10 protein-coding genes and 1 pseudogene are annotated in these 12,428 nt (G+C 69.5%); 2 read left to right on the top strand and 9 right to left on the bottom strand.

Translation table 11 applies throughout. The annotated features are described in order from the left end of the window. The first annotated feature begins 364 nt into the window (after positions 1 to 364). Positions 365 to 514 (top strand): hypothetical protein, encoded by a 150-nt coding sequence (locus tag WME98_RS01275; protein WP_437949585.1) that lies wholly within the window; start codon positions 365 to 367, stop codon positions 512 to 514. Between the two features lie 277 nt (positions 515 to 791). Here the strand turns inward: WME98_RS01275 and WME98_RS01270 are convergent, their stop codons facing one another. From WME98_RS01270 to WME98_RS01235, 8 genes and pseudogenes are all read right to left on the bottom strand, one after another. Next, a complete protein-coding gene (locus tag WME98_RS01270; RefSeq protein WP_437949583.1) occupies positions 792 to 1,592 on the bottom strand; it encodes an SEC-C metal-binding domain-containing protein in 801 nt (266 codons plus the stop codon). Positions 1,593 to 1,666: 74 nt separating this feature from the next. Further along, positions 1,667 to 2,107 carry a transposase gene (locus tag WME98_RS01265; protein ID WP_437949581.1) on the bottom strand — a complete coding sequence of 147 codons (441 nt, stop codon included), beginning with the start codon at positions 2,105 to 2,107 and terminating at the stop codon, positions 1,667 to 1,669. A gap of 169 nt (positions 2,108 to 2,276) precedes the next feature. Further along, positions 2,277 to 2,963 (bottom strand): pentapeptide repeat-containing protein, encoded by a 687-nt coding sequence (locus tag WME98_RS01260; RefSeq protein WP_437949579.1) that lies wholly within the window; start codon positions 2,961 to 2,963, stop codon positions 2,277 to 2,279. 167 nt (positions 2,964 to 3,130) lie between these two features. Next, a pseudogene (locus WME98_RS01255) lies at positions 3,131 to 3,772 on the bottom strand (NADP-dependent isocitrate dehydrogenase); the annotation flags it as partial. 186 nt (positions 3,773 to 3,958) lie between these two features. After that, the gene (locus tag WME98_RS01250; protein WP_437949577.1) at positions 3,959 to 4,555 is read right to left on the bottom strand and encodes a transposase; all 597 of its coding nucleotides are present in this window, start codon (positions 4,553 to 4,555) and stop codon (positions 3,959 to 3,961) included. A 366-nt stretch (positions 4,556 to 4,921) separates the two neighbouring features. Next, positions 4,922 to 5,626 (bottom strand): CTP synthase C-terminal region-related (seleno)protein, encoded by a 705-nt coding sequence (locus WME98_RS01245; protein ID WP_437949575.1) that lies wholly within the window; start codon positions 5,624 to 5,626, stop codon positions 4,922 to 4,924. A 117-nt stretch (positions 5,627 to 5,743) separates the two neighbouring features. Continuing rightward, entirely contained in the window at positions 5,744 to 8,560 is a 2,817-nt protein-coding gene (locus WME98_RS01240; RefSeq protein WP_437949573.1) for a hypothetical protein, read from the bottom strand. 484 nt (positions 8,561 to 9,044) lie between these two features. Further along, entirely contained in the window at positions 9,045 to 9,593 is a 549-nt protein-coding gene (locus WME98_RS01235) for a hypothetical protein (protein WP_437949571.1), read from the bottom strand. 889 nt (positions 9,594 to 10,482) lie between these two features. Between WME98_RS01235 and WME98_RS01230 the strand changes: the two genes are divergently transcribed. Next, entirely contained in the window at positions 10,483 to 11,133 is a 651-nt protein-coding gene (locus tag WME98_RS01230) for a glutathione S-transferase N-terminal domain-containing protein (RefSeq protein ID WP_437949569.1), read from the top strand. 249 nt (positions 11,134 to 11,382) lie between these two features. Here WME98_RS01230 and WME98_RS01225 read toward each other — a convergent pair whose 3' ends face one another. After that, positions 11,383 to 12,390: an aldo/keto reductase gene (locus tag WME98_RS01225; RefSeq protein WP_437949567.1), complete on the bottom strand. Its 1,008-nt coding sequence runs from the start codon at positions 12,388 to 12,390 to the stop codon at positions 11,383 to 11,385. Between the last annotated feature and the right edge of the window lie 38 nt (positions 12,391 to 12,428).

The following is a 12,428-nucleotide window of genomic DNA, read 5'->3' as shown; positions in this document are numbered from 1 at the left end:
CTGAGCGTCCACAGGAGCGCGGCCGCCGCCGGCGTGGGCAAGCGGCTCGCGATGCCGCGGTCCCCTCGACAGCGAGCGACGGGGCGGCAGAGGGCGGCCCGTTGGACCCGCGTTGGGCCACGTCGGAGCCGCCCTCGGCGGTGAAACCGGCGGAGGCTATTGGAATCACTAAGATTTCTGACGACAGCCCCTCTCCGACCGGGAATCCGGGAATTCCTGGCGGGACTGTTCCGCGGGGGCGAACCGTCGCGATCCGTCGCATCCCGGGGGATTTGGGGAGGGCGTGACGACGGATCGCAGCCCGTCGGGCGGAATGGGCCCAACCCGGGCCCAACGGCCAAACCCCGGGCTTGGGGAGCTCGCCGTGACCGAGCCGTCCCGTCGGGCTGCGGTGGTCGCCTCGCTCGCCAGCACCATGAGCTGCGCCGTCACCCTGGGGGATGAGGTGGGCGCCCGGGTCGTTCACGAGGCGATCGGCCGGCTGCTCAGGCTGCCGGTCGCAGCGGAGGGGTGAGCAGGCCTGGGCCGAACGTCGAGCCCGCCGCTCGCGTGGACTCCGATCAGTGTAACGGTTGCCACGGGGAGGCGTCCGAAGCGTTGGCGGAGCTGAAGGAGGAGCGTTCCCCGCTTGCCGAGGATCTCACCCTCTTGACGTTCCTCCCGAAGTCCCTGGTCTCGTCCCTCTCGCCTGAGCATCTCCGCCGTCGTCATGATCTCCTCCGTGGCCTCCCGACCCAGTCTCAAGACAGTCGAACATGGCGTCGAAGAGCGCCTTGGGGTGATGCCGCCGATTAGTGACGTGCGCCGTACTTTCGGCGGCTTACGTCGTGGCAGTCGCGGTACTTCCGACCGCTGTTGCACGGACATGGCGCATTCGGCTTTGCGGGTGGTACGTACATGGGCACTTCCCTACCATCCGGGCCGAACCCTTTGATGCGCATGCCCGCGCTGTTCCACGACCCGTCTGGGTGCGCAAAGGCGATGTCGGGTCCCGGCTCCGTCAGGCATACCTTTCGAGCGTGATAATACGATGGGACCAGCCCGGGCTTGTCTCGCCAAAGAATACAAGAGAGCAGTTGCTCCCCGATGGCGCCCTGTGCGCGAGGGCGGTTGGCGAGCTCACGCATCAGGGCTACGGCGCGTCCAATGACGTGCTCCGGCGGCAGACGGCGCGCGAGCAACTCGCGAACGGGTCGCAGCACCTCCACTCCCCAAGGGAAGATTCCAGCCGGAATCACCCACTGGTGATCCTCGGGTAGTTCCGGCGGCTCGTTCATGCACGCGATGGTGAATTCGTCATTAGGTTTCTCCAGCGCACCATTCTCGAAGTTGCTCACGAGCGCCACCGCTCCGAGTGGCGGCGTCCCGTCCACGTAGTACATGTAAGCCGAGAAGATGAACGTCGTGCGCCGCGAAGCCGCGGCTACCCTCTGTATGTCGGGGCACGTCCGGAAGTGCGCGGTCGCACGCTCAGAAAAACGCTGCAAGATGCCGCCTAGGCTGTAGTCGGGTTGCCCGCACGCCGACAAGGTCTGCCGCAGCCACCTGCGCATGTTGAGACTTCCCGCTTCGGCGAGGCCGGTGAAGCTCACCAGGGCCCATCCGTAGGAAACTATAGAGCTCTCGCCCGTGTCAAGCCCCGCGGGAACGGCGCCGGGCGAGCCGTCTATCGCGCATCAAACACCCGCTCGCCCCGTCGCAGGGCCCGCGCGCCGTGCATTGGGTGCAGCTCTGGCTCGACGACCGCGACGTGCGTTCGCCATGACGGGCTCGGGCCGGGTGCCCGCCTACGCCGCGTCGAACCCGAACGCCATCTCACAAGCGGGATCTTCGGCGGAGGAATCAAAGCCGCGAGCCGGGCCATGAACTCCATTGGACTCATGACGCGGTCAGTGCGTCCCCGCCGGGGTGTCTTCAGCAAGGACGCAATGCGTCCATCGGGCAGGAGCTCGATTCGATCGAGTGCGAAGGCCGAGCGGGAGCAGTACCGCACGAGCCTCTCGCGCGCGGATCGTCGACCGCCGTCATCCGCTGCGATGCGCACCGCGCAAGTACGCTCACAGAGCGCGGTGAGGAAGCGGGCGATGCTGCTCGGCTCGGTGATCATCGCGACAAGCTTCATCCTCCCCTTGCAGCTCGGGCACTCGAGCACGTCTCGAGAAAGAGCACGTGCAGGTATGGATTCAATCCGAGGTCGCTGGACGTGCGTTGCACGGCCGTCACGGAGCCGGTCTTGGCCGCTCCGCGCGCGCCGCGGCGCACGGCGACCCGGGCCGTTATCCGCCGTCCTTCTCCGTGAAGCCGAGCACGCGCATGCCGAACGAGGCCGCGAGGAGGATCGCCGCCTCGAGCGGGATGCGGGCGTCCTTCACGTTGTTCTTCGCCGGGTCGATGAACAGATCCTGGGATCGAGGGAACTGCGCGTTTCGAAGGTCGCAGTCCTCGAAGCGCGTCCCCGCGAAGCGGCACTCCTCGAACACCGCCCCGGAGAGGTCCGTCGCGGCGAAGACCGACTCGGTGATCGCGCACCGCTCGAAGCGCGTCTTGCGCAGCGCGAGCGAATCCATGATGACATACCGCAAGTCGCAATCCTCGAACGACACGTCGGGGTATTTCGCGATGTTCGTCCAGTCGACGCCCAGCAGCTTGCAGGAGTTGAACGCCACGCCGCGCAGCGAGAGCATGGTGAGGTCGGCCTTGGTCAAATCACAGCTCTCGAAGACACAGTCCTCGAGCCGAGCGCGCGTCCAGCGGCTCTCGCCGAGCTTCGAACGCCGGAACACGCAACCGCAAAAATCTCGGCCGCTCAGGTCCGCTCGTTCCAGGGTGAGCCCATCGAACGTCTCACCGTCGAAGGAGTCCTTCCCTTCGAACGGATCCAGCTTCCCTGGAGAGATTTCTCCACCGCCGCCAGCGCCGGGCTTGGGCTTATCTCCGCTGATCGATCGTCCTCGTCCGGCCATTCCCTGCTCCAGTCCACCAAACGATTTCAGACATGGTGTCATCGTTTGGTGGTGGGTGTCAAGGCGCTCACCCGGCGCGGAACTCGGTCGTGCGGTGGTTGAACGGCCGTGGCCGCCGAGCGCGTCGCCTGTGACCACGCGCGCGCTCGGCGGGGACCCGGCGCGGCTCAGGAGAAGCCGTCGATGGCCGCGTTCAGCGTGGCGCTGGGCCGCATCGCGGCGAACGTCTTCTGATCGTCGAAGTGGTAGTAGCCGCCGAGGTCGACGGGCTTGCCCTGCGCGCCGAGCAGCTCGCCGTCGATCTTGGACTCGTTGTCCGTCAGGGTCTGGGCGAGCTTGCCGAGCCTGGCCGCCAGCTCCTCGTCCTCGGTCTGCTTGGCGAGGGACTGCGCCCAGTAGAGCGCTAGGTAGAAGTGGCTGCCGCGGTTGTCGATCTCGCCGACCTTGCGCGCCGGGCTCTTGTTGTTCTCGAGGAGCAGGCCGATCGCCGTGTCCAGCGCCTTGGCGAGCACCTTGGCCTTGGCGTTGTTGGTCTTGTTGGCAAGGTCCTCGATCGAGACCTGAAGCGCCAGGAACTCACCGAGCGAGTCCCAGCGCAGGTAGTTCTCTTTCTGCAGCTGCTGGACGTGCTTCGGCGCCGAGCCGCCGGCGCCGGTCTCGTAGAGGCCGCCGCCGGCCAAGAGCGGCACGATGGAGAGCATCTTGGCGCTGGTGCCCAACTCGAGGATCGGGAACAGGTCCGTCAGGTAGTCGCGCAGCACGTTGCCGGTGAGCCTGATGGTGTCCTTGCCCTCCTTCATGCGGCCGAGCGGATAGGAAACCATAGTGCTCTCGCCCGTGTCAAGCCCCGCGGGAACGGCGCCGGGCGAGCCGTCTATCGCGCATCAAACACCCGCTCGCCCCGTCGCAGGGCCCGCGCGCCGTGCATTGGGTGCAGCTCTGGCTCGACGACCGCGACGTGCGTTCGCCATGACGGGCTCGGGCCGGGTGCCCGCCTACGCCGCGTCGAACCCGAACGCCATCGGTTCCCACGTTGGATCGCGCGCGGGTGCTGCCGTTCGGGGCTGCGAGGGCAAGTTCAGATGATCGAGGATGCGGCGCACCACCGCTGAGTCGGTGATCGTGGAAAGCACGCGCATCCTCCGTTCGCATCTCGGGAAGCGGAGCGCATCGAAGCCGAACGAACGCTTCATGAGCACGGCCCACTCGACGTAGCGCGACGTTGCGAACAACTCCCTTTCGAGCAGCCGCCCCCAGTGCAAGGCCGAGATCAGGGTCGGCTCAACTCGCACCGTGGGCTCGGCATGCGCGAGCGACCTCGCTGAGAGCGCCGGCGGAGCGCACGGCGACGCGGGCGCGGCGGGCGCGGGCGCGGCGGGCAGAGGCGCGTGCCCCGCGCACGGCTCAGACTTCGCGGCGCGGGCCGGAGGTTTGGGTGTCACGAGAGAGCGCCACGACGAGCGAGGCGCGAACACGCCATGGTATCTCACAAGCGGGATCTTCGGCGGAGGAATCAAAGCCGCGAGCCGGGCCATGAACTCCATTGGACTCATGACGCGGTCAGTGCGTCCCCGCCGAGGTGTCTTCAGCAAGGACGCAATGCGTCCATCGGGCAGGAGCTCGATTCGATTAATTCAAGGTTGGGCTGGCAGAGTGCGGGCACGCAGGCACGAGCCCGAAACAGGCGGCAGCGCATCAAGGGGCCCGACGACAGGGCGGCGAGCGAAGGAGAATCCCGCGGCGCTGCGCCGCCAGGCCAGGCGCCGACCCCGATCGGTGATGCCGCGGGCCCTTAAACGCGGGCGACGCGACGGCGGAGGGCGCCCCGTTGGGCCACACCAGAGCCGCCCTCGGCGGCGAAACAGGCGGAAACCATGAGAATCGCTACTGTTTCCGGCAACCGCTCGTCATCGACCGGTTTTTCTGGCGGGATTTCTGACCCGGGGAATTGGTGGCGTTCACCTGGCGCGGCCCGAGCACGCCCGGATGAGCTCGGCCACGAGCGGCGGCAGCTGACCGGCGAGCGCGGCGCGCTCCGGCTGGAACAGCGTGGCGACGAAGAACGGATGCCCGTCCAGCTCCACGGCGCGCACGTCGCCGGCGTCGTCCTCCGCGCTGACGCGCAGCGGCCCCGAGACCAGCGCGGCCTGGAACTCCGGGTTCAGGCCGTAGCGGCAGCGGTATCCTTCGGTGGCCTCGGCGCGGCCGTACGCCTGCGCGATGCGGCTGCCGGCGCGGAAACGAACCGTGCCGGCGGCCTCCACGAGCGCGCATTCAAGCGGCGCGATCACCGCGCGCCGCGCCTCCGGCGCCGTCTCCGCGTGCTCGGCGTCCGACCAGCCCAGCACGTGGCGCGCGTATTCGACGATCGCGTGCTGGAAGCCGCCGCAGGTGCCGAGGAACGGGCGCCGCTGCTCGCGGGCGAAGCGGATCGCCCGCAGCGCGCCGTCCATGCTCCGGTACGGGCTGGCCGGCACGCACCAGAGGGCGTCGTAGCGCGCCACCCGCGACGCGTCGACAACCTCCTCGGTCGGCACCCACGCGAACGCGAGCGGCGCCGCCAGCGCCTCCCCCGCGAGCCGCAGCGCCACCGGGATGGCCCGGTGGGCCGTCACCGCGTCGTCGCGATCACCGACGAGCCCCACCTGAATTGTCGACGTCATGCGCCGCACTCTAGCGTGCTCGGCGCCGCCGCAGAACTCGAGCGCTCCTCGATACCGCCGATTCTCCGCGGCGGCGCGCCGGGCCGCGGCGGCCGGGTTCCGGCGGAGCGCGCCGCCTCAGGGCGTGCTCTGGGGATCGGCCGGATCGCTGCCCGCCGAGGTCTCGTCGCCGTCGAGGTGCCCGTCGAGATCGCGGTCGACCCCCATGCGCTCGCCGGATCCCGGCGGCGCGCAGGTGTAGGTCAGCGCGCTGCCGGGCAGGGCGACCAGCAACCGCAGCAGCGCGTCCGGCACGGCGCCGAGCGACTGCCGGTCGGCCGCGAAGTGGCCGCCGCCGAGGTAGAGGAACCCGAACTCCTGCTGCGCGATCCGGCCCTTCGCGATGAGATCGCACTCGCCGGCGTCCGCGCGTTCGATGAGGAGATCGATGCGCCCCTCGACCGCGGCGTAGGTGCTCGCGGTGAGCGTCGTCTGCTGCCCGACGATCGGCGCGAGGTTCGAGTCGAAGGCCAGCATGAACTGCTCCATGTCCCGCTTGAGCTGAGCGTTCTCGGGGGTCACCGGGAGGCCGACGGGGTTGCCCTCGAACTGGTCGAACCCGCTGTTGAAGCGGAACAGGTCCGGGAAAGCGCCGTCGTGGTTGAAGCCGAAGCCGCGCACCTGATCGCCGAGGAACGGATCGGGGCCGTGCGAGAGGGTGGTGAAGGCCGCGCCGAACATCCCGACCTTCTGGTACTGGTTGCGGAGGTGCGGGACCTTGAAGAACTGCGGATCCGGTGAGACCGCCGCGCGTCCGTCGGTCCCGAAGAAGCCGGCGAAGACGCCCTCCGACGGGTTTGCGCCGGGATCGAGCCGGTGGCAGCTCTCGCACGAGCCCGTCGGCGCGACGACGGTGTTCATGAAGGTGTCGCGCCCGCTCTGCTGAGCCGGGGTGAGCGAGTTGTCGAGGTTGCGGATCGGGTTGGGCGGGTAGGTGACCTGGAGGATGAAGTCGGTGAAGGCCTGCATCTCCGGGTCGCCGAGCTCCGCGTGCCGCCCGAGCAGGTCCATGAACGCGGGGTTGAACTTCTTGAACGCCGCCTCCTCGTCGAAGCCGCCCTCGTCCGGCTGCGACGTGGGCTCGGCGTTGCCGCCGGTGCGGTCGCCGCGCCAGTGCATGGGGCCGTGGTTGTCCATGCCGCGCAGGCTCTGCGTCACCATCGGCCCCTTCATCGGGTGGAAATCGGGGTCCTCGCCGAAGAACCCGTCGTCGCCGAACCCGGCGCCGGGGATGGGCGGGACGACCAGCGTGGGATTGTTGACCACCGAGCCGTCCGGGTTGCCGAGGTCCCAGGCGAGGCTGTCGAAATCGCCGAAGACATGGCAGCTCCCGCAGGACGAGTCCCCGTGGCTCGAGCTCATCCGGGCGTCGTAGAGGAACGGCCGCCCCGCGACGACGCTCGGCGGCTCGGGGTTGTAGAGGGGCAGGTGCGCGATCTCCTCGCGCGCGGCGGTGTCGATCACGGAGATCGCGTTGTCGAAGCGGGTCATCACGTACATGCGCTTGCGGGCCTGGTCGAGCGCCATCCCGGTCGGCCCGCCGCCGGTGAGCGGGATCTGCGCGGCCGTGCTCGGCGTGAAGGTGTCGCCCTCGAGCGCGGCGGTGTCGTAGACGCCGATCTTCGAGGAGCCGAACGCGGCGACGTACAGCGTCTTGCCGTCGCCGCTCACCGCCATGCCGAGCGGCTGCGCGAGGCTCTTCTCGTTCTCGTCGTTCGGGAGCGGGGCGCAGCAAGCGTCGTAATCGATGTGCTTGTTGAGGTGCCGCGGGGCGACGCCGGCGGAGCTCAGCACCGTGATCCGGCTCTCGTGCAGGTGGCCGCGCAGGCTGCTGCCGGCGAAGATGCCCGGCCCCTCGAAGCGGAGGTCGTTGCGCGCCTCGGTGTTGCTGACATACACCTTCCCGCTCACCGGGTTCACGGCCATGTTGAAGAGGATGGTGCCGACGCCGGTGTAGAAGCCGCTCGAGCCAGGGAGCTGCGCCGGCGGATTGGCCTTGGCGTCGATGACGAAGACGTCCTTGTCCGGCAGCGACAGCCGCAGCTTGTCGTCCCAGGGGCGGCTCAGCTCATCGACCCAGTGCTCGCCGTCGAACTTGACGATGAGCCCCACCTCGGGCCTCGGGACCCCCTCGAAGTTCGTCGTCGGGCCGGGCAGCCCGCCGGCCTCCTCGCCCCCGTCGGGAACGAGGGAGTCGTGGACGATGGTGGTGCGGTTGCCCGAGTGGAACGCGGCCGCGTAGACGCGGGACCCGTCGGGCGTCGCCGCCAGCGCGCGGGGCGTGTCGCCGAACAGGGTGACGATGGTGAGCGGGTCGCCGCCGAGCGAGGCGCCGAGGCTCGCGGCGTCGAAGACCCACACGTCGGCGCGGCCGACCCCGGGCGTCGTGAGCTGCGGGTCGTGAGGGATGTTTTGCCCTCGGTGGGCCGTGGTGATGAAGGCGCGCCGCTTGTTCCGGCCGGCGAAGACGATATCGCGCGGCTCGTCGCCCACGAGCAGGGTGCGCACGACGGCGCCGCGGTACCCGAGCGGGCCGAGGCGCACCACGCTCACGCTGTCGGACAGGTGGTTGACGACCCAGACCTCCTCGTCGCTGCGCGCCGCGACCGCGACCGGCTCGAGCCCGACGGGGATCGAGGCGCGGTGGGCCAGGCCGCCCGCGTTGACGGCAAAGACCTCCAGGCGGTTGTCCGGGGTGTTGACGGCGAAGAGCAGCTTGCCGTTCGGCGAGAGCGCGAGCGGACGGACCTGCCCGCTCTCGAACAGCCGGTAGGACGGAGCGGCGATGGCCTCCGGGCCCGACGACACGCCGGCGAACAGGGTCGCGGCGAAGGCAACCCTGGAGAGGGCACGGCCAATGCCGCGCCTCGAGAGCCCGATGCTCCTTGCGTTCATGGATCCTCCTTGATTGGGGGGTCGTGCTCGTGCGCCTAAGATGCAAGCGAAGGAGAGATGCTCAGCTTCGGATGCTACAGAACACGTGGCGACTGACAACTGCAAAGTAGGTGAAGAGCACGGATCGCGACGCCTTACCGCGGAGGCGGACGACGTCCGCGCTGGTTTGTCTTCGTGGCTCGCGGCGTCGCGGCGTTGCGGGGGAGCGCCCGCGCGCGGCGTCGCCGGCAGAGGGCTCCGTCCGTCTCCATCTCCGCGGGGGCGTCTCCGACCGCGGCAGCGCACATGAGCCCCGGCCGTGGCCTCGCCGCGCGCGCGTGCGTCGGCGATAAGGCGCGCGGCAGGGGGGGGCGCGGCGGAAATCGGCGCGATGGGCCGCTCGTCAGCTTTGGACGGGGCGAGCTGGGGGAGGCGGGGAGGGCGTTCTCGGTCGATGCGCGCCGCCGGCGGGGGGCGGCGCGAGGTCCGCGGGGGCGGACGATGCTCAGCGGTCGGGGGCGCCGGCGCAGATCCAGTCGTTGATCGTCTTGATCTCGGCGTCGGGCAGCGGCGTGCCTATGGGCATCCTGAACTCGTCAGGGTCGCACAGATCGACCCCCTTCAGCTTGTTCATGAGATAGCTGCTGCTCGGCATGAGCGGCACGACGAGCGCCTTTTCGCTGGAGCACGAGCCGGCGTCCTGATTGACCATCGCGGAGACCGCCGCGGCCGTGCGCAGATCGAGCCCGCCGGCCGGCGAGCTGGCGTTGCCGTGGCAGTACTGGTTCGAGCAGCTCCGCTCCAGGATGGGCGCCACATCGGCGAAGGTCGCGGTGTCCGGGCCGCAGGCGGGATCCAGCGGAGGCGCGCCGCCGGCGCCCGCGGTGGTGGCGCCGCCGCCCGCGCCGCCCGCGCCGCCCGAGCCCGCGGTGGTCGTGGTGCTGCCGCCCGCGCCGCCCGAGCCCGCGGTGGTCGTGGTGCTGCCGCCCTCTCCGCCGGCGCCGGCGGTGGTGGCGTCGCCACCCGCTCCCGTGGTGGCGGCGTCGCCGCCCACGCCGCCGGTGGTTGCGTCGCCGCCCGCGCCGCCGGAGCCCGCGGTGGCGCTGCCGCCGCCCTGGCTCGAGCTGCTGGCGCTGTCGGTCGTGCTGGCGGCGTCGCCGTCGTCCGAGCCGTCGCCGCCGCCGATGCCCCAATCCTCTGGATCGATGTTGAGGCCGTTGCAGGCCGTCGCCGAGAGGCCGATGGCCAGGCACAGGACCAGTCGAAGCGGAGTGTTATAGTAAAGCGAGGTAACCTCTTCATGGTGATGGCCGCGCGACGTTCGCCGCTCGACCGATTCATGAAAAGATTAGAAAGCACGCGAGCGCGCGCGACGCAATGCGCGATGCTGGATGAGGGGATCGTATATGTGACGACAATACTGCAATGCAATCGCGGCGCTGGACATCGATGGCTGTCGCGAGCTCCTGCTGTTGTGCGCACACAGGGGGTGTTGTCGTTCATCTGGAGGGCTTTCCGCAGGAAGATGGGTGTTGGAAATATCTATCGAGTCGCGCTGCGTGTCCCGGATTCATGTGCTGTCGACGGGCGGAGCCCGCAGGCGGGGATGGGACAGCCGGCCGGGACGCCGGAAAAATCTTCTGCTCTCCCGGCGTCCTCGGCGTCTCGGCGGTTTTTTTCCGGAGGGACGCGCTCGGGCGCGGTCCAGGGCCAGCCCATGTCGGGTGCGCCTCGTCCGCCCGACGTCGCGAGCGTCCGATCTCGATCCGTGAGCGATTCTCGATTCAGCGCTGCTTTCTCGCGAGAGGGGACTGAATGAAGATCCTCTGTCCGGCCGACGTGTGCAGCGTGGCTGTACGACGGGATGGACCTGCCACCCCTGCCGCCGCAGCAACCCCGCAGCCGTCTGGCCCTCGCGGCGGCGCTCGTGGTACGTCGTTCGGGTGACCGAGCCCACACCCGATCCTGGCAGCATCCCCACGCTCGTCGGCCGTTCGAGCTCCCATTTCACGCGCGTCACGCGCCTCTTCGCCGCGGAGCTCGGGGTCGCCTACGCCTTCGAGGTCGTCCCCGATCTGCGCTCCGTGGACGCCGCGGATTACGCGGGCAACCCGGCGCTGCGCATGCCGATCCTGCGGACGGGGGCGACCACGTGGCTCGGCTCGCTCAACATCTGCCGCGAGCTCGCCCGCCGGGCGCCCGCGCCGCGACGCGTGGTCTGGCCCGAGCACCTCACCGAGGCGCTGACCGCGAACGCGCAGGAGCTCGTCGTGCAGGCGATGGCGACCGAGGTCACGCTGATCATGGGCCAGCTCGCGGGGACGCCGAAGGAGGACGCGCAGCTCGTGAAGCTGCAAAAGAGCCTGCTCAACATGCTCGCCTGGCTCGACGACAACATCGAGGCGGTGCGCGCCGCGCTGCCCCCGGATCGTGACGTCAGCTACCTGGAGGCCTGCGCGTTCTGCCTCGTCACGCACCTCGAGTTCCGGAAGCTGCTGCCCACGAGCGGCTATCGCGCCCTGTCGGCCTTCTGCGACGACTTCGGCCAGCGCGCGTCGGCGCAGGCGACCGCGTACCGCTTCGACGCGCCCTGAGCCCGCTGGGCGCCGCCCCGCGCCGGCGCGACCCGCCCCTCCTGGAAGAGTGACGCTGTATCGACAGCTCATCCATGCATTGAAGGGGCCGTAGTCACGCCACGGCCTGCTGGCGGGCGGTGGCCGGATTTGAACATGAAGGCGGGAAGGCGGGATGGCGGCAAGAAAAGATCAATGCTCTTCCTGCCTTCCCGCCTCATGTGAATCACTTCGGGGTAAATTGGGCCACCACCTGCGGGCGCCCCTCGGTCACTTCTCGCTGTCGAGCATCGCCATCATCGGCGCGGGGTAGCGGGTGCCGGCGATCTCCTCCGCGGGGACGGCGGCCTCGAGCTCGGCGACGTCGGCGGGCGAGAGCGCGATCTCGAGGCCGGCGAGGGCATCCTCAAGCTGCTTCCGCGTGCGCGCGCCCATCGTCGGGATGATCGTGACGCCCTGCGCGGCCCCCTTGGCGCGGACCCAGGCGACCGCGAGCTGCGCGGGGGTGACGCCGCGCCTCTCTGCGAGCCGGACGAAGGCGTCGACGAGGGCCTGGTTCTTCCGGCCGTTCTCGCCCGAGAAGCGCGGCAAGTGGGCCCGCATGTCGCCCGCGCCGGCCGGCTTGCTCCCGGCCAGCAGGCCGCGCGAGAGCACGCCGTACGCGGTGACCGCGACGCCGAGCTCGGCGAGCGCGGGGAAGATCGTCGCCTCGGGGCCGCGGCTCACGATCGCATACTCGATCTGGAGGTCCACGATCGGGTGCACCTTCGCGGCGCGGCGGATCGTCTCCACACCCACCTCGGAGAGGGCGATATGGCGGACATACCCCGCCTTCACCATGTCGGCGATGGCGCCGATCGTGTCCTCGATCGGCACCGCCGGGTCCAGGCGCGCGGGCCGGTAGACGTCGATGTAGTCGACGCCGAGGCGCGACAGGCTATGGGCGAGGAAGTTCTTCGTCGCGACCGGACGGGTGTCGAAGCCGATGAAGGTGCCGTCGGGCGCGCGCAGGCCGCCGTACTTCACGCTGAGCACGACCTTGTCGCGCCGGTCCTTGATCGCCCGGCCGACGAGCATCTCGTTCTTGCCCATGCCGTAGAAGTCGCCGGTGTCGAGGACGTTCACGCCCCGATCGAGCGCCGCGTGGATGGTCGCGATGCTCTCCGCCTCGTCGCTCGCGCCGTACGGGCTGCCGCCGGCCATGCTCATGCAGCCGAGGGCGAGGGGGAAGACGGAGGGGCCAGTTTTGCCGAGCTTGGTGGTGTTCGTCGTTGTCATGCAGTTACCCTAGGGGCTCGCGTTTCATTGCTCCAATG

It is taken from the genome of Sorangium sp. So ce296, from assembly GCF_051529605.1.
In the GTDB taxonomy this organism is placed as follows: domain Bacteria; phylum Myxococcota_A; class Polyangia; order Polyangiales; family Polyangiaceae; genus Sorangium; species Sorangium cellulosum_D.
This window is presented reverse-complemented; position numbering and strand designations above follow the sequence as displayed.